Below are 24,016 nucleotides of genomic sequence, written 5' to 3'. Positions count from 1 at the left end.
TGGTGACTGGTGACTGGGGACTGGGGACTGGTGACTGGTGACTGGGGACTGGTGACTGGTGACTGGGGACTGGTGACTGGTGACTGGTGACTGGTGACTGGGGACTGGTGACTGGGGACTGGTGACTGGTGACTGGTGACTGGGGACTGGGGACTGGGTAATCAGTTTGATATTTCCCTATAAACTAATTACCCATTATCAATTATCAATTATCAATTATCAATTACCAATTATGAGATTGTGGAATTTTTGGGTTAATACTTTAATTTTATCTAGTCAATATAATCCACCGCGATTTATTGAATTGTTGATGTTGCTGCTGGCGATCGCCATGTTAATTATTTCCACAATTGTACCAGATACACCTTATTTGGTGCTGGGTTTAAGTTTTGTACTTGGGGCTTCAATTTCTATTTTGGTTCGGGAAACAATATCTATCAGGGAAAATGTTCACCCACCTCTTTACCAAAGATTAATTACCCAATTTACAGCTTGTCTTTTACTCAGTGTTAGTATTTATGGTTTTGTGGATTTAATTCGGTCTTTGTAAGGGTGATTGGTGATTGGTGATTGGTGATTGGGAAAAGGTCTTATTAATTAAGAATTACGAATTGCAAATTATATAATAAAAATTATGAAACTCAGTTTGTGCATGATTGTTAAAAATGAAGAAGCTGCTTTACCAAGGTGTTTGGAAAGTGTGCAAAATTTGGTGGATGAAATTGTAGTTTTAGATACGGGTTCAACTGATAAAACGCCGGAAATTGCTCAACAATTTGGTGCTAAATTACATTATTTTCAATGGTGTAATGATTTTAGTGCGGCGCGGAATGAGGCTTTAAAATATGTGACTGGTGACTGGGTTTTGGTGTTGGATGCTGATGAGGTTCTTGCACCAGAAATTGCACCACAAATTAGAGAAGCGATTAATACAGATGATTATATATTAATCAATTTGGTGCGTCAAGAAGTTGGTGCGACTCAATCACCTTATTCTTTGGTTTCTCGCTTATTTCGTAAACATCCAGAAATTAGATTTGAACGTCCTTATCATGCTTTGGTTGATGATAGTATTGCGGCGATTTTAAATAAAGAAACTTATTGGCAAGTTGGTTATTTACCACAGGTTGCTATTTTGCATACTGGATATCAAAAATCTGCTATTAATCAACAAAATAAATATGCTAAAGCTGCAACTGCTATGCTGGAATTTTTTGCAAATCATCCAGATGATGCTTATGTTTGCAGTAAGTTGGGGGCGTTGTATGTGGAAATGGGTAAAGTTAATGAGGGAATAGAATTATTAAATCGGGGTTTAATTCAGATTGTTGGTAGTCGCAAAAAAACAGATAAAAAACCTTTTGCTTGGTTGAAAGATTCACCTTCTAATCAGGTGAGAAATCTGTGGGATCAAGATATTCAAGAAATAAATTATGATATTTTGTATGAGTTAAATTATCATTTGGGTATTGCTCATACACATTTGAAAAACTATTCTTTGGCGATTTCTTATTATCAAGCGGCGGTTAAATTACCTATTTATCCTTTGTTGAAATTGGGAGGATATAATAATTTGGGTAATTTGTTGAAAGCGATGGGAGATTTGCCAGGGGCGAAAAATGCTTATGAAACTGCTTTGAAAATTGATGATCGTTTTGTGATTGGGTATTATAATTTGGGGATGGTGTTTAAAGCAATGGGTTTGTTTGTTGAGGCGATTGATGCTTATAATCATGCGGTTTTTTTAAATCCTGATTATGCGGAAGCTTATCAAAATTTAGGGGTGGTGTTGTTGAGAGTGGGTGATGTGAAGAATAGTTTGGCAGCTTTTGAATATGCGATCGCTCTCCATGAAAAAGATAATCCGCAAGAGGCTAAAAGGTTGCGTCAGGGTTTACAGGAAATGGGATTTTTGAGGTGACAGGTGACAGGTGACAGGTGACAGGTGACAGGTGACAGTATTTAAGAGTGTTTTCTGAAAACAAAAATAGAGATTTTTAGGTTTCAATTCCTCATAGGGATTATTGGAAATTTCAACTTGTCTGAATCAGGATGTCCAGGATTTTAGGATTTACAGGATTATGAGTAATTTTAACTGCAACCGCCACCACAACCACCACTGTTAAAATAATTTTTCAATCCCTAATAGGGAGTAAGTGAAATTTTAACCACCGTGCCATAATGCGGGAAGTTACCGCGTCCTCAACTTGAGAGGTTTCAATCCCTAATAGGGAGTAATGGAAATTGCAATTTTAATTTTAGGAGTTTTAATTAGCTGACCTACATTGTGTTTCAATCCCTAATAGGGAGTAATGGAAATTGCAATACGCACGCCCGGATCTAATCCCACAGAAAAACTAGTTTCAATCCCTAATAGGGAGTAATGGAAATTGCAATTCACTGGACGACAATCAAAAAATTAGAAAGTCATCAGAAAGTTTCAATCCCTAATAGGGAGTAATGGAAATTGCAATTTCCCCTCTAGAGTTATAATTGCCGTTCCTTCAGGGTTTCAATCCCTAATAGGGAGTAATGGAAATTGCAATGTCCGACAGCATCCTGTAGCCATTTTTCGTGGTCAACAAGCGTTTCAATCCCTAATAGGGAGTAATGGAAATTGCAATGCTAAAAGTTTAGAATCACAAGTAGCTCTGGTAAGTTTCAATCCCTAATAGGGAGTAATGGAAATTGCAATGAAAGACAAGACATAAAACTTGCGGGGGAAATTGTTTCAATCCCTAATAGGGAGTAATGGAAATTGCAATAGAAAGTATCCGGCAAGTCGGTGGAAATGTCGCTGTTTCAATCCCTAATAGGGAGTAATGGAAATTGCAATAAAGAGAGTGTTCCGACGCGATCGCCTCCAAGTTAGTTTCAATCCCTAATAGGGAGTAATGGAAATTGCAATTGGATTTGAAACAGAAGGAAGATGACCATAAAAGGTTTCAATCCCTAATAGGGAGTAATGGAAATTGCAATAGCTAAACAATTAGCAGATATTCATCTTAAAGAAGTTTCAATCCCTAATAGGGAGTAATGGAAATTGCAATTGGTAAAGGTAACAAGACACGGTTTTTAATCGTTCCTAGTTTCAATCCCTAATAGGGAGTAATGGAAATTGCAATCTAAAATGTTACACGCTGCTAAATTAGCCGGTCATTTCACAAATGAGTTTCAATCCCTAATAGGGAGTAATGGAAATTGCAATTATTTTATTAAAGACTTTGGGGAAGTTTTGGGTTTCAATCCCTAATAGGGAGTAATGGAAATTGCAATCAGAAATTTTTGCGGAAACCTCACAAACTACATTAAATGTTTCAATCCCTAATAGGGAGTAATGGAAATTGCAATAGGATTTCCACCGATTACGGCATTTTGTCCGTAGTGTTTCAATCCCTAATAGGGAGTAATGGAAATTGCAATTTGGGTAAAGTTGGGAGAGCAATCTCTACTGCTGTTTCAATCCCTAATAGGGAGTAATGGAAATTGCAATCTAACTACCAATCAAGTGCGACCGCTTTTTGCAAAATTCGTTTCAATCCCTAATAGGGAGTAATGGAAATTGCAATACTATAAAAGCCTATATGTGCAGACAAGATACAAAGTTTCAATCCCTAATAGGGAGTAATGGAAATTGCAATATAAGGGCTATGCAATCCCCGCATAGGGCTATTTTCCCCCTGTTTCAATCCCTAATAGGGAGTAATGGAAATTGCAATATAATTCTCGCGCTAAAAGTGATCAATGAATATGCGTTTCAATCCCTAATAGGGAGTAATGGAAATTGCAATGATAAAAAGGCAGAAAATAGCCGCCACGAATATCGTTTCAATCCCTAATAGGGAGTAATGGAAATTGCAATAAGATGCTAAACAAGCATGGAAAACAAAATTTATAGAGTTTCAATCCCTAATAGGGAGTAATGGAAATTGCAATTACAAGTTTCGGTCAGAATCAGAATCTAAGTCTTTTGTTTCAATCCCTAATAGGGAGTAATGGAAATTGCAATAAACAGTTAGTGAAGAGTTAGGGGTGTGCGAGAGTTTCAATCCCTAATAGGGAGTAATGGAAATTGCAATTTTGTGGCGAGTTTGGCTTCTTTGAAGCTAGAAGTTTCAATCCCTAATAGGGAGTAATGGAAATTGCAATTTCCACCATTCCAGCAAGTCGTCATCTATTTTTGGAGTTTCAATCCCTAATAGGGAGTAATGGAAATTGCAATTTCTATTGCTTTCAGTTTCTTGTCTCGATCAACTTCTGTTTCAATCCCTAATAGGGAGTAATGGAAATTGCAATGCGCCCGATAAAGAAGTTTTCACAATTGAAAAGTTTCAATCCCTAATAGGGAGTAATGGAAATTGCAATCTATTTGAGCGTCAATAGCAATTACTTCTCTAGAGGTTTCAATCCCTAATAGGGAGTAATGGAAATTGCAATAGAATTAGAGTTAAATTGGGAAGTTAGCAAAATCGAGTTTCAATCCCTAATAGGGAGTAATGGAAATTGCAATAACAGGGAATACATCATCTTGATATGGGTAAGCAATGTTTCAATCCCTAATAGGGAGTAATGGAAATTGCAATATTCTTTGGCTACTCATGGCAGTTGCACTTGGTAGTTTCAATCCCTAATAGGGAGTAATGGAAATTGCAATCGCGAAGCTGATCAAATACATGATTACGGTTCTCTAGTTTCAATCCCTAATAGGGAGTAATGGAAATTGCAATCCCAATTTTTGCGAGTAGTAATTGATGATTGAATGTTTCAATCCCTAATAGGGAGTAATGGAAATTGCAATTGCCTGTAGCAGTTGCTGGATGCGGTGCAGGCAAGTTTCAATCCCTAATAGGGAGTAATGGAAATTGCAATCTGATTGATCGTATCAAAAAGCAATACTCAAAAATTCGTAGTTTCAATCCCTAATAGGGAGTAATGGAAATTGCAATTTTATGTTTATATATCAGTGCGGTTGCAATGATTGGTAGGTTTCAATCCCTAATAGGGAGTAATGGAAATTGCAATTACATCCTTATCTAGTTTGCTATCTATATACGTATAGTTTCAATCCCTAATAGGGAGTAATGGAAATTGCAATCAGTAAACGAGGCGCTGCTAGAGGAGTTGTCCATGTTTCAATCCCTAATAGGGAGTAATGGAAATTGCAATAGCGGGCGGCTGAAAGCCTATATATATGTAGTTTTCAAGGTTCAATTGCGCGAATGAGATAATAATAGTCGATTTCAGAAATTGTGTCAAGGGGTAAAATGGCTGAAACTCTTGCTGTGTAAAGTGCGCGGGTGGGTGAGTTGGATAAAAATCATGAAAGCCTTGTATAGAGATAATTTCAGCCATTTTTTGTTCACCTAAAATTTTTACACCCACCCATCCGCGCATCAAGCAAAGAAAACAGTGTGATCGCGGGGTTGCTCACCACCGATTCTTTCTATCTTACCGTGACAGCAAGCACAAAGGAAATAGAAACGGATGCTGTCAGTATCAGCCTTGATCAGCTTATGGAGACGCGATCGCAGTTTGGCATACTGAGTATCAGTCAATTCACATTCAAAAATACTATACTGTACCCATTGGCCATAAGACTTGAGGATATTGTGAATTTTAGTCCGCCGCTTATCCTCAGAAATATCGTAAGAAACAACAACATTCATAAATTAATAATTGAAAATTGATAATTGATAATGAATCAGTGATTGGTGATTGGGTAATAAACTATTTACTGTCACCTATCACCTGTCACCTGTCACCTGTCACCTAATAAACAAAGGTGGATACTTGTCAGTTGTTCCCATCAAATATTTAGCTAATAACCGAGCTTGTAATTCAAAAGATTCTCGATAAGTACATTTTTTACCCATTACTGGATGTTTAAAATCTGATTGTTTTTTCTTCTCATAATTAGTGAGAAAAATTTTCCTACCTTCAGCAGTAAGAGAAACAGCATTACTCAAGGGTTCACTAATAAAATCATCTGGCTTTAAAAGTTGTTTATTCAATAAAGTCAAAACCAAAGAATCAACCACCAAAGGTCTAAATTCCTCCATTAAATCCAAAGCTAAAGAAGGACGATTATAACGATCAAAATGGAGATATCCCAAATAAGGATCAAAACCCACAATATTTACAGCAGCTTGGATATCATGACGTAATAAAGAATATCCAAAACTCAACAAAGAATTTACCGGATCAGTAGGTGGACGACGGACACGCTTAGTAAATTCAAAATTAGGATTAAGAATTAGGCGATTAAAACAACCAAAATAAACCGCACTACCAGCACCCTCTAAACCACGCAAAGAATCAATATTTTCAGTTTTATCAATCGCTGCAATGACATTTTCCAAAGGAGTAATATCAGCAGACAAATCAAGATTATCAGATTCTCGTTGACGACGCACCAGAAGTTGACGATAATTTTTTAATTTTCCCCTCACAAAACCCTGCACAACATGAACTGATTGAGGTGTATTTCCCGCAGCTTGCCATTGAGCTTTTCTCACAAAAATATTACCAGACATTTGCGGTTGTAACTGTCCTAAATAATGACCTCTTTCATCAATAAAAGATAAAGGAATGTGACGATTCATCAACTCAGAAACCACCGCTGGTGAAACAGTAGAACGACCCAAAACCACTACACCATCTAACTTAATAAATGGTACATCTATGATAGTTTTCTTATCGAACTTAACATTAATTCTTTCATCAACCTTACCGATAAAAGAATCAGCTTGTGAAATGTAAAGAGTACCCATGATAAAATCCTCAAAATAAGTGACAGTTTTTAGGTGATAGGTGACAGGTGACAGGTGACAGGTGACAGTAAATAGTTGATTACTCAATCACCAATTCATTATCAATTGTCAATTATCAATTATCAATTAACTTGCTTCTTGATAACGTCCAACTTTATCAACAGCTTGGGGTAAACATCGAAAAAATAAACTACAACCATCACAGCGTTTTGTTTTCACAGGATTTGGCATTGCACCTGTAAACAACAACATTTTTACAGCTTCAATTGTGGCAATAGTATTAGCTCGTAATTCTGGAGTAATTTCTACTAATTGACGTTGATGAGTTTGGGCATAATAGATATAACCAGAATTGATATTTTTCCCCGTCATTTCTTCCAAACACAAAGCCTGAGCGCACACTTGTAATTCATCATTATCCCATTCTCCTTTGCGTCCGCGTTTATATTCAATAGGGTAATATTCACCATTTTCAAATTCAATTAAATCAGATTTACCAATTAATTGATATTGATCAGATTTAAGATAAATAGCCCGAATTTGGTAAGTTTCATCTCTGTTTAATTCGCTCATTGTATGAACTCGTTCATGTAAACTTGTGCCTTCAATAGTGTATTGATTATCTGTAAATTCACCAGCACAATGAATCAACCAACAACGATGGGGACAGTAGGAATATTGATTTAATGAGGCAATGTTAACGTAATCTTCTGGAGAGGTGATAGAGGATAGCATATAGTATTCCCAATTTGATTTTCAAAACAATAAACAAACTAATTTGTAGGTTGGGTTGAGAAAACCCAACAAAATTTTTTCCTGTGATGATGTTGGGTTTCCTTGCGTCAACCCAACCTACTTTCTTCTGGCCATACCCATTCCCATAGTCGTTTTTCTCCCAATACCTGCATATAAAGCGCAGTCAGCTAAAGCATTAATTTGTTTAATTCTTGTTGCTTCCACATCCCCTAAAATGCGATAACTAATATCACCTAGACAACCAATAAATTTATTTTCATAGTTGCTGATAACCTCAGTTCTGATATTAAAAGCACTAGGATAAATTGATTCAATGGGAATATTAGTTAATTCAATTCCGCTATATTTATTCCAGCGATTCAACAAACTATTAAAAACCGATTCTTTGGTAGGTAAAACATTATCAAAACCACCTTGACGAAAGGCTACAGGTGTGGAAAAGATAAAATTAATTATCCTTTCTGTTTCACTTGCTGCTTCATACAATTGAGGATATGTACAAACATTAGCCCAAGGTTGGGTAGATTGGGGTGTACCTTGAATGCTGGTAATAAATAAATTAGCAGATCCTAAATGCCAAGGTTGTTCCGGGTTAAGATTCAACCATAAAGGTGTGAGTTGACTAAATAAATTGTCATCTAATAAAGAGATGCGCCACCAACAGGGAGTACCAGCAGGAATTGGTTTTTGATGATTATATTGTAGGATCAGGAATTGAGTTTTATTTCTGTTTTGGATTTGTAAAGGTGAGAGAGTAAAGGCTTTATCGGCGTTTGATTCGTGGAGGTAGTTGCCTAATTTTCTATCAACAGAACTGACTAGATTCAGGAATAAGGCGTGATAGTGTCTACCGGAGAGGAAATTGGGGTAGATGGGGGATTGGGGGGTGATATTGAGGATGAGACTGTGGGGCATATTTTTGGCAGTGTAATACAGTTTGTGAATAGATTGTGAATAGAGAATGTAAGTTAAGAGGGAATTAGAGTATAGACTATATAAAGTAACAAAAATTGCAGAAATGGTAAAGCAAATGACAGTTGATAATTATTTTGAAGCAACGGAACTCACCAAAAAATTAGAAGCTAGTTTGCCAATTAAAGTCAAAGCAGGAAAAGAGTTTATAAAAATGTTGAAGAAAAGAGGAGAAATAGTAAACCCAGAGAAAGAATTTGAGGTTAATTGGGTAGCTTATTCAGGGGATGAAGGCGGGATTATGTGCAGATTAGTTAGCAAAAACGATAATCCCGAAGATGAAGATAAAGTACAATATGTAGTATCTATTACCCATCTCAAAATAGATCCGAATCATCCCCATGCAGAAGAAATAGCAACTTATCAACGGGAGCGAAATCGTAAGTTAATGTTACAAAATCGTGGTAGTCTAATGACTGAATTAATGCCTTTACACCCTCCTAAAAAAAGAAAGAGTAGTAAAGGTTTTGGTAAGTAATTAGCTCCGAAAACGGTATTGCATCAACTTAAAAAGTTTTACATTTTTGAGGTCATCAAAATAGTAATATTCTCCTCGCGTTTTTACATTTTGACTCAGGCTAACTGGAGGCATATTTACCGCTAAATGAGTGCTTGAACTAGAATCCGCATTAGGGGGTCTAAGTCATCAGGAACACGATAACTATCAAGTCCTTGAATGAGATGTTTATTAATGCGATCTAGTTGAGCAAATTCCCAGATTTTGCCAGTGGTAACTGAACCAATAATGTGAGTTTGTTGTGGATTTTCTTGCCATTGATCTAGGGCGATTAATTCTGCAAAAAGTTGTGTCATACCATAATCTAAATCCTCTTTTTTAGCTTCAATTACTAAGAGGTTATGGCGATTTTTGATGAGATAATCAAAGTAACCTTGTAGTTGTTCACTGACTTTAATTTGATATTCAATTCTCACCTGTGATTTTGTATAGTGAACTAAGTCTAAAATGATGGGAGAAATTAATACTTCTCTGCGACTTGTTTCATTAGCTAAATCAAAGTATGGGAGAATTTCATCAAGTCTTTCTTGCAGTTCTGTTAATCGGTCTAGGTTTTGTTGATATTGGGGTAAATTCAAACGTTTTCGAGTGAATGTATAGCCAAATTCTTGAGCAAAATCTTGAGGGGAAATGTGCATCTCAAAATATTTGCTAAAGGTATAAGACTGAGAGGGATCGAGAATGGTCATTATCTAATTTTCCTCAGTTTCAATCTCGGTAATTTGATCATTTTCTAAACGATAAAGAAATTTATAGGTGTCTGGAATGAGGTTTAATTGATGACCTTAGATAAGTCAACACATAGATAAATTGCAATTTATGGGCGGGCAAGACTTGTACTGAGCTTGTCGAAGTATGCCCACCCCACAAAAGTTATAAGCCCCCTTTTTTAAGTTGATGGGGATCTGAGATTTTAAGCCTTAAATCTATATTGCATTTGTTTGGGAAGTTTTACATTTTTGACATCATCAAAATAGTAATATTCTCCTCGCATTTGCACATTTTGAATTAGGCTAACTGGAGGCATATTTACTACATCATAGCTAATTATTTGATTAGTAAACATGACATCCAAAGGATTTAAGGGATGAGTACAGGTGAATAAATCAGTTTTGGTTTTGGGTTGGGGTAATTTTTCCACTGTAATTTCTGCTTTGCTCATCCATTTACCTAAACGAATCCATTTAGGTAATTTGATTTCTTTTTGAGAGATAAGAAAAAACTCAAATTGACTTTCTGGGGCAATTTCCTTTGCTCGTCCAAAACTGGGAATATTCTTTTGGGTTTTCTCCATTTCTACATGGTAATTATTATTAGCATATTTCCATGTATTGAGAATAGCCGCATGATTCAAAGAACGAGCCGGAGTGACATAAATCACCTGTTGGTTTAAAGGGGTTAAATGTTCCTCGTATTTTGGCACTTGTTCGGGGCAGAAATAGCGATAGGAATTTTCTTCAGCGACGGTTGTTGAATAGATTTCACTATCAATTAAACCCAGAGAATAACAGAGGGCGTAATTATGAATTATTGCCTCTGTTTCATAGAGTCTGCCGATTTCACGGGTGGCAAAATAGAGGCTGTCGTGTAGTTCTAATTGACAACGGTAGATAATATTCATAGTGGTGATGATGGGGTATAGATCCCCGACTTCTTTAAGAAGTCGGGGATCTGAATATTCAACTATTTATTTTTAGCGGCGGTTTTCTTTTTGCTAATATGTTTACTGGCATATTGTTTAGCTTCAGTATCAGCTTTTTGCAAAATTGATTTAATTCCTGTTTCGTTATTTGTGAGGTTCTTTACTTCATTAAATAGAGGTAAAAACGCATCACCAATAAAATCTGTATGCACAATAAACTCATCAGCCATTAAATTCTCAATGGCATTTTTAGCACCAGTAATTACATCATCCTCATCTAAAGGATCGGGTGATTTGAGAGTATTATTAGCCTTCATTTCGTCATATATTGCTTGAGTCCACCGCAAGTTACTGGTAATTTCGCCATCAGCAAATACAACACCAATTAATTCATTTCTGACTCTACCTGTGCGGGTTGTTTGTGCGCCATAGTGCCGAGTTCTGAGGATGTTATTAAAGACATACAAAAAACTTGCTTCTGTGGGGTCTTTTAAGGTGACAATACTGGGGAAAAATACCTGTGGTCTGATGTGATCTTGTTGGTTAATTCTACTGGTCACTTCACCGGGTTTAGAACCATCTTCACCTTTAGAAGCCATTGTCCCGTTTTCATAGGGTGCATTGAGAGTAAATGTTTCATGAGATTCATCAAATGCGGTAATAGAAAATGCAGTATCTACTACAACTTTTGATTTTTCTGAACCAGAATCACCAATAGCAAACCCGTAAATAATACAATCAGGATTATCCATTGCAAAAGATACGTTATATTCACATTCTTCTGCTGTCATAAATTCGTATTTCCGCAATAATTCTCGACCTACTAATCTTTCTGGTGTGGACTGTTTACGTTTGAACATGGAAAGCCGGCTAATGGTGTTTTTGTCTTTTACTCCTGCTCTCACTCTTGCTTTGTTTAGTTCGCTATCTGTTTGGAATAATGGATAGGATTCGGTAACGCGAATGGTGAGGAAATGGACATATTTTCCCATTGGTTTGTAGGGAATTTCTGTTTGAAATAATTTAGCGTCAACGGTTTTTAAAAGTGACATAATTTTCTCCAAAATGAGGTTAATTGAGGTAATAAAGTAGATTTATTTTCTCGTTCCCATACTCTGTATGGGAATGAAGTATTGAAGGCTCTGCCTTCTGTAAAGATAGAGTCAGAGACTCTGTTAGGCATTCCCAGTCAGAGACTGGGAACGAGGTAATAGCGATGAGAGTACATTAAATGAGAGATTGAACGAGAATCCGCATTAAGGGGTCTAAGTCATCAGGAACACGATAGCTATCAAGTCCTTGAACGAGATGTTTATTAATGCGATCAAGTTGGGCAAATTCCCATATTTTACCAGTAGTAACTGAACCAATAAGGTGGGTTTGTTGTTGGTTTTCTTGCCATTGATCTAGGGCAATCAATTCTGCAAAAAGCTGAGTCATTCCATAATCTAAATCCTCTTTTTTAGCCTCAATTACTAAAAGATTATTCTGTTTTTTTATGAAATAATCAAAGTAACCTTGTAGTTGTTCACTGACTTTAATCTGATACTCAATTCTCACCTCAGATTTAGTATAGTGAACTAAATCTAAAATTATGGGAGAAATTAATACTTCTCTGCGACTTGTCTCATTTGCTAAATCAAAGTATGGAAGAATTTCATCAAGTCGTTCTTGCAATTCTTTCAACCGATCTAGATTTCCTTGATATTGGGGTAAATTCAAACGTTTTCTAGTAAATGTATAGCCAAATTCTTCAGCAAAATCTTGAGGTGAAATGTGCATCTCAAAATATTTGCTAAAAGTATAAGACTGAGTAGGATCAAGAATAGTCATTATCTAGTTTTCCTCAGTTTCAATCTCGTTAATTTGATCAGGTTCATCTTGGGAACGTGCTTTATACTCTTCATCATCGGCTAAACGATAAAGAAATTCGCAGGTATCTCGAATGAGGTTTAATTGACGACCTGCTAAACGTGCGCGATCGCTCTTAAAACATCCCTCAAATACCTCTTCTACAAAATACTTAGCAAACTCTAAAACTGCTTGTCTTTCTTCCTCTGGAGTTAAGGCAGGTTTCCATTTACCATCAACTAAAGTTAATGTTGGTTTTCCTTCAGCAGTTTTACGACGTATATTGTTCATCAATTTTGATAAACGACCAGCTACCTCATCAATTAAAGCATTAGGGTCACTAGCTAGACATTTTTCTATTTTCAAAATCACATCAGCAGCTTCATCTATTGGTTTGAGAATGGCATTAGCTTTCGGTGCTTTACCTTTAGTTTGTGCGCGATAAAAACGGCGATAAAGTTCTGTTAATTTACGCAATTGATTCACCTTTTCTTCTCCTGGTTCAAAGTATTTGTACAAATCCATATAAAGACGAATTTTTGCTATGGGTACAGAGTCAAAATTTTTCTGCTGCTTGTCTTTATCTTTTTTAGGTTTTCGTTGCCATTTATTAAGGTAATGAAAGACATAGAGAGGACTTGTTTCTAAATCTCTTGATAAGTCTGCTAATTTTCCCCAATCTGGATCACCATCCTTTTTACGGTTAACTTCTAAATGAATAGAATAAGCAGCAGTGAGAGCATTAAGAGGAGAAAATTCACGCTTTTCTGAACTTCTAGGTAAAATACTATCTAAACGATAGTTATCTTTACGAATTAAAGAACGAATTGCTTGATGTTCTCCATCTAATAAAACCGTTTGTTCAAAATCAGCACCACTAATAAAAGGTGGTATTGGTGATTCTGATGCAACTACTTTCACATCTAAAACAAGCGGTAATGTAAATGCTAACCAAGCAGGTGTTACCCAAGATTCTGTATCTGTAGGTTCTTTTCCTGGTGGTAAACCTAAGAAGAAAAATGTCAAGGTTTCTTTTTCAGGAAAACTGATTTTGAAAGTTTTATCATCTTCTGGTTGCAAGTTTTCTTTAATTAGCAAAGAGTCAACATTTTGATAATTCTCAACTTCAAACTTAGCAATTTGATTTTCTGTGATAAAGTGTTTACGCATTTCTGCATCATACCGAGTCTTAGAAAATTGATTGTAGGCTTTTTGCAAAAATTTATTAGTTTCTGGTGTAAAGAAATAAGCAGGGTAAAGATAAAGATAGCGATATTTACGACCTTCAAAATCTGCACCTACAGCATTTGTTTGATTCATCAAAATTTGTCTCAACATGATTTCAATTGACCAAATTGAGCAAATTTGACGTTTCGCAGCTTGAGCGTTAAATAAAATTTGCCGGTTGCTGTAAACTTGAGGAGCAAATAAAGTGGCTGATTCCATTTGCTCTGTGACAGTATAGGAAGAACTAGAAATTGCACAAACATTTTCTCTTCCTCTACCTGTAATTTTCGCAGCTTGATAGCGGCTTAATTCTACTAAAAATGAATCCGGTAATGCTTGTATTACTGCTCCTGTAGGTAAAGAAACTACCCGTTTAACGTAGGTTTTTAAATCATCCCAACCATCTGGCATATCATGAAATTCTGCTATGATTGGTCTAATTAAACTAGCAGCATGATCTACCATTCCTTTCATTACATCCAAAATTTGAGCAAAGTCTAAACCAGGATGTTGAGAAAAATATTGTGCTGCTAGATAATACCAATTAAGTGGGACACCTCCTGTTTTTTTCAAGGATTGAATTTGTTTGATTGCGGGAATTTCTGCTGATAATTCTAGGTATTCAGCCAACTTTTCTGTAAAGTCCAAATTAGGGATAGCTTTTCTGTCTTTTTTAGGTAATTGTTTTTGCCATTCATTCACTTTTTCACGCCAAACATCCCAAATTCCTCTACACAGAATATCACCAAATTCTGCTAATCTATCAATGCGAATTTCATTAGCAAATTTAAAGTTTAAATCTGGTGATAATTCTCCTTGTGCTTGATAAGTTTGTAAGCTGTCTCCGCGCTTACCAACGGAAGCAGTTTTTGAATCTGGAAGTAATCGAGCAGCAGCATCAATACTCACTTCCATTAATTCAACTATATCAAAAAACAGCCAGTAATAATCCGCAAATTTTAAACCTTTTCCCCCACGATTAAAACCTGTTTGTCTTTCTTTCAATTTTTCTGCACAGAGGTATTTAATTTTGGCAATTACTTTTTCAGGAATATTATCTGTTGTAATTTCAGGAGCATTAACAACTGTCAGATAAGCAACACCATCAGGTAAATATAATAATGGTGTGTAAAATTCTGAAGGATGTGCTTCTATTAAAGCATTGTTGAGAATATTTGTGAGAATACCCCTATTTTCTGAAAGGGAATGATAGGTAAATTTTAATTGATGATTACTTAATTTACCGAGTAATGTAGGTAAGCGTCCAGATTCTATATCTCGCGGATGTTTGACTGCGGAAGCAAATAAATCAGATAGTCCAACTAAGTCAATTAAAACTTGTCTAATTCTACTATCTAATCTTTTATCATCTAAAGGTTTAAGTCCACGAGTAGTTAAACCTAAATCAGCATCACTTTTCACACCTGAATTATTACTAATCTCAATGATATCATCAATGAATTGTTCCCAATCTTCACCTAATAAATAGTACAAGCCAAAATCTAAAATCTTTTTATGAATAAATTCGCGTCCAAGATTTGGTGCATCTTCTTTTTTGACTGGTTCTTCTTCCCATTGACGATTGATATTGTTACTAATTAACCAATCTTGATAGTCTGGAAATTTTTCATAGTCGTGTAATAAGTAGGAAACTATAAATACACGAGTTTGCAGTTCTTCACAATGACGTTTAACTGGGTTTGTTCCTACATCTTCAGATTGTAATTTTTTCAAAATGCGATAGGTAGGAAATAACCCATTTAGCAAATGAGCAAGAATAGATTGATCACCAGCATTATCTCGACGAACTGGTTTTTTACCTGCGGCTGCTCTTTTAGCATTAATGATTTCTATCGTCACTTCAAAAAACTTACCACCTTTAGCAGTAGCACCTGCTAACTGTTGAATTAGATTTGGTAATACTTTTTCTGCGAATATTTCTAAGGTAATATCGCGTTCTTTACCTTGTGCTTCTTTTACAGCTTCTTTGAATAACCGAATAGTTAATAGTTCTCGTTTAATCGGTGATTCATCTTCATTATCTTCTGTAGTTTCCAGTTCTGGTTCTACTTCAGGTAAATCATCATCAAAATCGTTATCTAATACAGTCATAAATCATTTTCCTCTTGTTCAATTGCTCGATATTCTAGGATTTTACCTTTTTGGATTATCCACAATTTACCTATTACATCGGCTGATTCTAAACCCGTAATTAAGGTTTCTATAGCTTCACGCCAATCATCATAAATGTAACGAGAAGGTAAACGAATAATTATAATTCCTGAGTAATTAGAAGGATTGTATTTCAGACGATTTCCAAACCCTCTATCGCAAGTAACTAAACATCTACCTTCACGACGACAAACATCAATAACTTCTGGATCAGGTGCAGAATTTAAACCTTGTCCTGGTACTGTTGCTACATCATGTCCTGCTAATTGCAATAAAGTTACAACTCGCAGATCAATATTTTCATCTAGTTTGAATTTCATGCACTTGCTTTATTTTCTTTATTCAAAGGAAGTTCTACAAAAACATCTCGTGCCATTTCTGCACCATAGGCAATACAAGCTAGTACATCTTCTCTTTCTATGCTGGGATAAGCTTGAAGAACTTCCTCAATTGTTGTACCACCAGCTAAATAATCTAAGATTAGAGATACCCAAATTCGATGTCCGCGAATGCAAGGTTTACCAAAACAAATATTTGGGTCAATTGATATTCGAGAAAGTAATTTATCTTCAGTCATTGCTATTTCTCCAAATTTTACGTAGTTCATCTAAACAAACCCATTCACCATTTTTCTTAACTTCGATATATTCCCAGCCATTAGTAGCTTTTTCCAGAACATTGTGTACTCTAGTATGTAAGGAGAAAGAGAAACTATACAGTTATGTATAATTAAATACATACTATGGTAATCCCTATTAGGGATTGAAAAACTTTTGCTATACGATTTAAGGCAAATTTCTTTCTCCACAATTATCTTCCTATGTCTATCTTTCATTGTAGTAAGGACTGTAGGCAGTCGTAAAAAATTTAACATATCCAACCCTCATCTTCCTTTGGTTTCCAATACCAAATGAGAGTTTCCAGTAATAAAGCATCCTGTCCAAAGGCAATAGTGTATCTTGGTGTTTTATCCTCTGGTTCATTGGTGATGGGGTATGCTTGAAAGTGTATGGGTAATCCTAGTCTAGCGCGTAAATAGTTGCGATCGCGGTCAGAAATAAAGCATACTAATTTTCGTCTACTAATAGCATCACTAATTTGGGTAATACCATAACCATGTCTTTGAGAAATTTCCAAATTATTTAAAAGTTGCACCTTTCCAGATTTAGCTACTTCTCTTAAATTGCCTGGATAATAAAAGTGCCAATCTTCCCTCACATCTCGAAAATCTCTTAATTTTAGATAACACAAAGCTTTATCAAAACGAGTAGTAATTACTTCTTCTTTCTCAGCTTCTATGATAAAAGTATCTTTATCCCATAACTCAAACACAAAGTTACTTAAAATACCAGGAAGATTATACATTTTAAATCTTTCTGCTTTGGGTTCATTGGGATTTGTTAAATCATAAATTGCACAATCTAACTGACTACTACCCCGAAAACTTCTAGCTTCTTCAATAATTTTATCTTTCTTTTCTCCCTTACAACGATAATATTGAGCTTGAATATGTTCAAGTTTTATCCCTAAAGCTCTTTGAATGCTAGTACCAAATTTTTTATGAATATCTGGATACTTTTCTTTGAGATGAGCATTATTTATTAGGACTGAATATATATGATATGATTGGAGACTACCCCATCTTTGAGGATATCTTTCAAATTCATTTTTAAATGTCCAAGAATTACGAATAGCATCAGTAAAAGTGATCCGATCATAAATTTCTTCATTTTCTAAAGGATGAGATTTATCTTCAAACAATCTTGCAGTTAGAAAATTAGGTATCAAAGCATAAGCTTGATAAGTTTCAAAACCTTTATGTCTTCCAATTCTGCCAAAACGTTGAATAAAATTACCAGCATCCGCAGCTTCAAAAATTAAGAAATTAATCCGAAAATCTACACCTACATCAATTGTTGATGTTCCTAAAAGTAAGTCAGCTTCAGTCACAGATTGAGATTTTTCAGTTTCTCCAGTTAAACCAGTATTCTCCCTCACCTGCCATTTTGGTTCAAAAATAGCCTTTAATTTAGGTAGTAGCTTTTTGACTGCTGCAATGGAATTGAGAATAATTGCACCTTTGCTATTTGGATAGTCTTGAAAAAACTTTAAAATTACTGTTTCTGCATTTTCTTCTATCCATTTGAAACTCGAACGAAGATTAGGTTCAATACCTTTAGGAAAGCATAAATTAATCGGTTGGCTAATTTGTCGCCACTTATCATGAGAAGAAGGTGAATCAAATTTATAAGCACCAACATCTTTGGGATTAATAATTTTATATTTGATTCCAGCTTTTTCAAAATAACCTTGTAGTAGTTCATTGGGTGTAGCAGAAAGAAAGAGAAATTTCTTGTTAGCTCCTCCAGTGTGTTTAATTAACATAATTGTGTTGATAACACTGGCTATCTGTGGAGATGAGAAAACATGAAATTCATCATAAATAAATAGCTTGAAATTTTCATCTATACGCCTAAATAACCTATCAGGATTGTCTATTTTTCCTCTCAAGTAATAAAAATTATGGATGTAGTGGAAAATATCGGGGTTAGTTAACAGAATTTCAGCTTGAGTAGAAAAATCTTCTACTCCCTCTAGTTTTGAAGGTAGTTGATAAGTAGCTATATATTGCTCTAAAATAGCTGCATTTAAGCGTTTTATTTGCGGTTTTTCTTGGAGTTGAAATAGAGATTTATATCCTTGAACTTGTTTTTCTTGATCTCGTGCTAACTCATTAGTTGGATACATTGCTAATGTATAAGTGCGATTAGTCATAGATGGCAAATAAGCCGCTAAACTTTTACCATCTCCTGTCATGGCAGTATTGAAAACAACATCAATATTTGGATCTCTTAATGCTTTTAAAGTCTCTAATTGATGCCAAGATAAACACCAATTTTCAGGCAATTTTACCCCATCAGGTGTGGGGACGGTTTGTGAATAAACAGGTTTGAGTTGAATACTGTAATTTTCCGACATACCCTTAATAACTCTTTTCAATTTCTGCAACCATTAGTTGCAGTTTTTGTGTTGTAATTAAAAACTGTCCGTAACTCGTTGTTAAAATCCATCATGACACCGAAAATAAAAGTTGGCAAGAGAAAACAAGTATAAAGTACACGGACACTTTTGATGAGTCGAAAAGGTCAGTCTATAACCCTGTCGGTATCAGAACGCGACAAAGCGGAACTAGAAGCGATCGCACTAGAATTTGGGATGATGTGGGGAGATGATCCCAATATCTCCAAACTGATCAAAGCGATCGCCAAACGTGAGTTAATCGTTGGTAAAAATCACGACTGGCAGGATTCCCGCATCCGTGCCTTACATCGTTGTATAGGTTCATTAACCGACATCGGACAAAATGAACAAGCGGAAATTATCGCCAATTTGTTACTAGAACGCAGTGAATTATCCGTACCAATGCGGAAAGAAATCGAAGGGTTTTTAAATCATTCTCGCCCATCTTGGCGGTTGCAAGTAGATCACTATATTTTGCGTGAACAACCCTTTCAGCTTTCCTATCAAGATGCAGCAGAGCGAGTATTTAATTTTACTGTGCATTATGCCAAAATCACACCTCATGAAAAACGTCAATATCTTGACTGTTGGTGTGAAGAAACGGAAGGAAATCTGGATATCCCAGAATTACAACATAATTGGTGTTTCCGTTTAGACAGAATTAATGAAGCAGCAGTTACGGAAACTACGGAGAAATGGCGATCGCAATTAGATCAAATAGATGTGGAAATGCACCTGTACAAAGGTTTAGCATTTGCTTATCAAACCAAACCAGAAGATAAACTTGTGGAATGGATACCCGATCAACAACAGGCAAAGCGCGTTATGAGGAGAGTATCAAATACATTTTGGTTTATCCGGGAAATTATGCAATACTCATCTGATTGTATTGTAGTCTCACCGGAAAATGTGCGATCGCTCATCAAGAAAAAACTGATAGAACAATGTCAAAAATATGACATTTTATAGGTGACAGGGAACAGGTGACAGGGAACAGGTGACAGGTGACAGTTAAGAAAAGAGGTGGGGACATTGGTATCAACTTAACATAAAACCTCTATCGCGCAAGGAACTCAAGTTCCTTGCTAATAGAGAAAGTCATCTAAAGATGACTAAACACTAGGAAAATTGATTAGTCCGTTTTAACGGACTTGAGCTATGAGACAGAGAATTTATTCTCTGGCGGGTGTGGAAGCTAACAGATAAACCCCTACTAAAAAACTACTTTCTATCACCTGTCACCTCATATCTTTGATCGCACAAACTTCTCTAACCTATCCATCCCCTTTTCTATAGTTGCCATATCCGTAGCGTAGGAAAGGCGGATGTTATCATCAGCACCAAAAGCCACACCGGGAATAACAGCAACTTGCAATTCTTCTAACAAAGCGTTGCAAAAATCCAAAGACTTCAAACCGGTTTTGCTGATATCTGGGAACAGGTAAAAAGCACCATCGGGTTTAGGACAACTTAACCCCGGAATAGCGTTAAGTCTGTCATACATCACCTGACGACGTTTAGCAAACGCTTGACGCATTTCCTCTACACATTCTTGGGAACTTTCCAAAGCAGCGATCGCCCCATATTGAGCAAAGGTACACACATTAGATGTACTATGTCCTTGAATGGTACTCGCTGCTTTAATAATTTCCAATGGTCCAGCTAAATAACCTAAACGCCATCCTGTCATAGAATAACCCTTAGCAAAACCATTACTGATCAAAGTCCGGGCAAAAATATCCGCACCTAAAGAACCAATACTGATATGCTCTGTACCATCATAGAGGATCTTTTCGTATATCTCGTCAGAAACAACTAAAATATCAGCATCAACAATTACCTTAGCTAAAGCCTTAATTTCCTCTGGTGTGTACACCATCCCTGTGGGGTTAGAAGGGGAGTTAAGGACAAATAACTTAGTTTTTGGGGTAATCGCTTTTTTTAGCTGTTCTGGGGTGATTTTGTAGCCATTGGAAGCATCTGTATTGACAATTACCGACTTCCCACCAGCTAACGTTACCATTTCGGGATAACTTAACCAATAGGGTGCAGGGATAATCACCTCATCACCCGGATCAATTAATGCCACAATCAAATTGTAGAGAGAATGCTTACCGCCATTGGTAACTAACACATTCTCTGATTTATAATCAAGACCATTATCGCTTTTTAGCTTGTTGGCGATCGCTTCCCTTAACTTAGGTTCACCAGCAGCAGGACCATACTTAGTTTTTCCTTCCTCCAAAGCTTTAGCTGCGGCTGCTTTGATATGGGCTGGAGTGTCAAAATCTGGTTCTCCCGCGCTAAAACTACAAACATCAATACCCTCAGCTTTCATGGCCTTAGCTTTAGCTGCGATCGCTAAGGTGATCGAGGGTGTCACCTGACTTACTCTTGCTGCCAGTTTCATTCTACTTCTTTAAGCCAATCTCTATTATTTATCAGGATATCTCAGATTATTGGTTATTAGTCATTAGTCATTAGTCATTAGTCATTAGTCATTAGTCATTAGTCATTAGTATTTATTCTTACTGTACGGGCGAAGCATTCGGGCAATCAATTATCAATTTTATGAAAAGGCTATTTTCCGAATGCTTCGCCCCTACTGACTCCTAAAAATTAATTACTAAACATTTGCACTGCATAAATACTACCATCTTTCCCCATAGCTATGCCATAACCAAACTTTTTATATTCTAGTAAAAGAATATTCTTTCTATGTCCATTACTATACATCCAACCACGTTGGAATTTTTCCACCTCTCCATAAGTTAACCCTAAACCTGTTCCTGAACTTTGATATATATTTTCACCTAGACCTAAATTACTATTACCACCCACTGCAACATAACGATCATAAGGACTGTTCCCATCAGAAGAAATATGATCAAAATATCTCTTTTCTCCCATATCTTCTGCATGAATTTGAGCAGCTTGTGATAGTACATTATCTACTACTAAAGGCGGTAAATTATTAAGTTTTCTATCTCTATTAACTAAATTTAAAGCAAAATTTCTTAACTCTGTTACGGTTCGCAACTGTTCTGCATTCCAAATATTAACCTGTGCTTGTCCAATTTTCCCATCACTACCACCAGAACCATTATAAAAACCAAGATTAGAAATTTGAAACAAAGAAAGTTCACTCCAGAAATAGTTAATATCCAAAGGATACCCACGCAAAGCTTGGCTAATAAAGTGCATAGTAGGAGGAGTAACCCACAGCACCATAAATAAAAGTGAATATCGCCACCAAAGATTAAATTTCTTGATTTTTTTCTTACTATTCATAGTTCAAAATATATGTTGGTAATGCACTAAGAAGACTTACGCAAAATAGGACTAAAAAGCTGATTATTGCGTAGGGGTAATTCATGAATTACCCGTACTCATGAATTACCTGTACTTTCGTGATCTTTTGCGTAAGTCCTGACTAATAAAGAATTTATCCCCCTTTTTTAGATAAAGGTTAGGGGGATACCCCAGTTCTTCAACTCACAAACTAAAACTTTGAAAAAAGTCTGAGAGAATAGTTTATAATCCTAAAAACATCAGGAAATTTTGCCACCAAGAAGTTGAGATATTTCCCACAGTCAGTTTCATCTTTTGACGAATATTTTGAATATTCCAATTTGTCAACTGGGCTAAAGTTTGTGCTTCTTTTTCAAAACGTCGGGGTAATGATCTTTTATATTCTCTACCCGCAGAACATTGTAAATTACCTGTAAACGGATGTTGTAAAACATAACGTCCTTGAAAAGATTCCCGGTTAGAAGTTGTTTGAAACATCAAATCTTCAGGAAACTTATTGCGAGTATAGCGGACGTGCAAACGAGTGATGTAAACATTATTATTAGAAAACGGAAAACCAAAACCTGGTGCGATTCTATTATTGTTATTACCATTATTATCTAACCAAAACACACCAGCTTGTTTGAGTTCTTCAGTATTGAGAGGTTGAGCAGAACAAGGATCACAATTACCCATATCCCAAGCATATTCTAAAAATGCTACTTTTTTATCTTCTTTGGTATAAGAAGTTTGGAACATAGATTTATAAAAGTCCCCAAATTCGTTTTTCACAAACACAGGAATATTCATATTAGAAGGAATTTTTACTGTGCGGTAGTTAGTAACTTCTGCTTGTCCTTGAGGTGAGAGAATATAAACAATCAAATCTTGTTCAGTATTAGCATTAATCATACCCAAACGAATGGGTAACATAAACTTGGGTGATTCATAAGCAATTTGTAAAGGTCTGAGAAATTGATAACCAGATTCCTCAAATTTATCTAAGTTAACTTTAGCAACAAAGAACTTCATAGAGGAACGAATGTAAGGTTTTAATAATTGATTTGCACCTCTGGGAATTTTATAACCATTGCGATTTAACCAAGTTTCCAAACCATTAGACTCTTTAGCACTGAGGATCAAAATATCATATTCACCCACATTAAACCGTGCCTCAACCGTCACACCCAAACTGTTATCTGCCATTGTTTTTTCTTCAGAACTTCCACCTCTTGCAGCGGCAGTTGGTGCTAACATTGACTGTGGTCTTATTTGTGGAGAACAAGGATCTTCATCAAAATATTCTACCAATCTAGGGGCGCTAAAAGCATCTAATCTTTCAATAATATTAGGTTGAGCAACCCGCACTTGTTCCTCTTTGATGACTGTGGGTACAGGTACGACAACTGCAAAATCTTTAATGTCACCTTGAAAATCATTAGCCATTGTTAATACTGTTTTATTACTATCTCGCGCAATGACTACTTGAGAAGCTTGGTTGTACAATTTAGTATCAGCTTTAGCAACATAAAAACCACAAAATGCTAAAGCTGTAGGGGCAAAAGATAAAACAGCGAAAAGTGCTATGATTAAGGGAATGAATAAACGAAATTTTTTCATTTTTTTGGTAATTGGTGATTGGTGATTGGTGATTGGGGATTGGTGATTGGTGACTGGTGATTGGGGATTGGTGATTGGTGACTGGTGATTGATAATTGGTGATTGGTGACTGGTGATTGGTGACTGGTGATTGGTGATTGGGTATTGGGAATTGGTAAAAATATTTTCCTGCCAATC

The 24,016-nt window shown here is 36.0% G+C and carries 20 protein-coding genes and 1 CRISPR repeat array; of the genes, 4 read left to right on the top strand and 16 right to left on the bottom strand.

Annotation, left to right across the window (positions count from 1 at the left end):
- Positions 1–232 precede the first annotated feature (232 nt).
- Both H6F47_RS12850 and H6F47_RS12845 read left to right on the top strand, forming a co-directional pair.
- Positions 233–550: a hypothetical protein gene (locus H6F47_RS12850; RefSeq protein WP_096572097.1), complete on the top strand. Its 318-nt coding sequence runs from the start codon at positions 233–235 to the stop codon at positions 548–550.
- A gap of 84 nt (positions 551–634) precedes the next feature.
- Positions 635–1,921 (top strand): glycosyltransferase, encoded by a 1,287-nt coding sequence (locus H6F47_RS12845; RefSeq protein ID WP_137666904.1) that lies wholly within the window; start codon positions 635–637, stop codon positions 1,919–1,921.
- Between the two features lie 211 nt (positions 1,922–2,132).
- Positions 2,133–5,166: direct repeats of the CRISPR family, unit length 37 nt; unit sequence GTTTCAATCCCTAATAGGGAGTAATGGAAATTGCAAT.
- 227 nt (positions 5,167–5,393) lie between these two features.
- On the opposite strand, the gene cas2 is transcribed toward H6F47_RS12845, so the two are convergent.
- From cas2 to cas6, 4 genes are all read right to left on the bottom strand, one after another.
- Positions 5,394–5,666 (bottom strand): CRISPR-associated endonuclease Cas2, encoded by a 273-nt coding sequence (gene cas2 / locus H6F47_RS12840; protein WP_096572095.1) that lies wholly within the window; start codon positions 5,664–5,666, stop codon positions 5,394–5,396.
- A 99-nt stretch (positions 5,667–5,765) separates the two neighbouring features.
- Positions 5,766–6,770, bottom strand: coding sequence for a type I-D CRISPR-associated endonuclease Cas1d (gene cas1d / locus H6F47_RS12835; protein ID WP_190649484.1), 1,005 nt, complete (start codon positions 6,768–6,770; stop codon positions 5,766–5,768).
- A gap of 126 nt (positions 6,771–6,896) precedes the next feature.
- A complete protein-coding gene (cas4, locus tag H6F47_RS12830) occupies positions 6,897–7,505 on the bottom strand; it encodes a CRISPR-associated protein Cas4 (RefSeq protein ID WP_190649480.1) in 609 nt (202 codons plus the stop codon).
- A 117-nt stretch (positions 7,506–7,622) separates the two neighbouring features.
- Complete coding sequence (gene cas6, locus H6F47_RS12825) at positions 7,623–8,441, bottom strand: CRISPR-associated endoribonuclease Cas6 (RefSeq protein ID WP_190649478.1); 819 nt, start codon at positions 8,439–8,441, stop codon at positions 7,623–7,625.
- Positions 8,442–8,544: 103 nt separating this feature from the next.
- Here cas6 and H6F47_RS12820 point away from each other — a divergent pair, with 103 nt between their 5' ends.
- Entirely contained in the window at positions 8,545–8,976 is a 432-nt protein-coding gene (locus H6F47_RS12820) for a hypothetical protein (protein WP_242027390.1), read from the top strand.
- Positions 8,977–9,098: 122 nt separating this feature from the next.
- Here the strand turns inward: H6F47_RS12820 and H6F47_RS12815 are convergent, their stop codons facing one another.
- From H6F47_RS12815 to cas3, 8 genes are all read right to left on the bottom strand, one after another.
- Positions 9,099–9,704, bottom strand: a complete 606-nt coding sequence (locus H6F47_RS12815; protein WP_137666906.1) for a type I restriction enzyme HsdR N-terminal domain-containing protein — start codon at positions 9,702–9,704, stop codon at positions 9,099–9,101.
- Positions 9,705–9,928: 224 nt separating this feature from the next.
- Positions 9,929–10,636 (bottom strand): type I-D CRISPR-associated protein Cas5/Csc1, encoded by a 708-nt coding sequence (gene cas5d / locus H6F47_RS12810; protein WP_190649474.1) that lies wholly within the window; start codon positions 10,634–10,636, stop codon positions 9,929–9,931.
- Between the two features lie 62 nt (positions 10,637–10,698).
- Complete coding sequence (gene cas7d, locus H6F47_RS12805) at positions 10,699–11,709, bottom strand: type I-D CRISPR-associated protein Cas7/Csc2 (RefSeq protein ID WP_190649472.1); 1,011 nt, start codon at positions 11,707–11,709, stop codon at positions 10,699–10,701.
- 175 nt (positions 11,710–11,884) lie between these two features.
- Positions 11,885–12,490: a hypothetical protein gene (locus H6F47_RS12800; RefSeq protein ID WP_190649470.1), complete on the bottom strand. Its 606-nt coding sequence runs from the start codon at positions 12,488–12,490 to the stop codon at positions 11,885–11,887.
- Positions 12,491–12,493: 3 nt separating this feature from the next.
- Complete coding sequence (cas10d, locus tag H6F47_RS12795) at positions 12,494–15,847, bottom strand: type I-D CRISPR-associated protein Cas10d/Csc3 (RefSeq protein ID WP_190649468.1); 3,354 nt, start codon at positions 15,845–15,847, stop codon at positions 12,494–12,496.
- Complete coding sequence (locus H6F47_RS12790) at positions 15,844–16,227, bottom strand: DUF5615 family PIN-like protein (RefSeq protein WP_190649466.1); 384 nt, start codon at positions 16,225–16,227, stop codon at positions 15,844–15,846. Before H6F47_RS12790 ends, cas10d begins: the two co-directional genes overlap by 4 nt.
- A complete protein-coding gene (locus H6F47_RS12785) occupies positions 16,224–16,484 on the bottom strand; it encodes a DUF433 domain-containing protein (RefSeq protein WP_190649482.1) in 261 nt (86 codons plus the stop codon). Before H6F47_RS12785 ends, H6F47_RS12790 begins: the two co-directional genes overlap by 4 nt.
- A 290-nt stretch (positions 16,485–16,774) precedes the next feature.
- Entirely contained in the window at positions 16,775–18,886 is a 2,112-nt protein-coding gene (gene cas3, locus H6F47_RS12780) for a type I-D CRISPR-associated helicase Cas3' (RefSeq protein WP_190649464.1), read from the bottom strand.
- A gap of 153 nt (positions 18,887–19,039) precedes the next feature.
- Between cas3 and H6F47_RS12775 the strand changes: the two genes are divergently transcribed.
- Positions 19,040–19,897 carry a WYL domain-containing protein gene (locus H6F47_RS12775; protein ID WP_190649462.1) on the top strand — a complete coding sequence of 286 codons (858 nt, stop codon included), beginning with the start codon at positions 19,040–19,042 and terminating at the stop codon, positions 19,895–19,897.
- A gap of 274 nt (positions 19,898–20,171) precedes the next feature.
- On the opposite strand, the gene H6F47_RS12770 is transcribed toward H6F47_RS12775, so the two are convergent.
- The 4 genes from H6F47_RS12770 to H6F47_RS12755 all read right to left on the bottom strand — a co-directional run bounded on the left by H6F47_RS12770 (position 20,172) and on the right by H6F47_RS12755 (position 24,014).
- On the bottom strand, positions 20,172–21,338 hold the full coding sequence (locus H6F47_RS12770; RefSeq protein WP_137666914.1) for a pyridoxal phosphate-dependent aminotransferase: 1,167 nt from the start codon (positions 21,336–21,338) through the stop codon (positions 20,172–20,174).
- A gap of 209 nt (positions 21,339–21,547) precedes the next feature.
- Positions 21,548–22,219 carry a CAP domain-containing protein gene (locus H6F47_RS12765; RefSeq protein ID WP_190649460.1) on the bottom strand — a complete coding sequence of 224 codons (672 nt, stop codon included), beginning with the start codon at positions 22,217–22,219 and terminating at the stop codon, positions 21,548–21,550.
- Positions 22,220–22,462: 243 nt separating this feature from the next.
- Positions 22,463–23,839 carry a DUF2330 domain-containing protein gene (locus H6F47_RS12760; RefSeq protein WP_190649458.1) on the bottom strand — a complete coding sequence of 459 codons (1,377 nt, stop codon included), beginning with the start codon at positions 23,837–23,839 and terminating at the stop codon, positions 22,463–22,465.
- A complete protein-coding gene (locus tag H6F47_RS12755; protein WP_190649486.1) occupies positions 23,739–24,014 on the bottom strand; it encodes a hypothetical protein in 276 nt (91 codons plus the stop codon). Before H6F47_RS12755 ends, H6F47_RS12760 begins: the two co-directional genes overlap by 101 nt.
- Positions 24,015–24,016 lie beyond the last annotated feature (2 nt).

The sequence above is a fragment of the Sphaerospermopsis sp. FACHB-1094 genome (assembly GCF_014696195.1).
Taxonomy (GTDB): domain Bacteria; phylum Cyanobacteriota; class Cyanobacteriia; order Cyanobacteriales; family Nostocaceae; genus Sphaerospermopsis; species Sphaerospermopsis kisseleviana.
The sequence above is the reverse complement of the archived record's forward strand: the minus strand, read 5'-3'. Positions and strand labels throughout refer to the sequence as shown.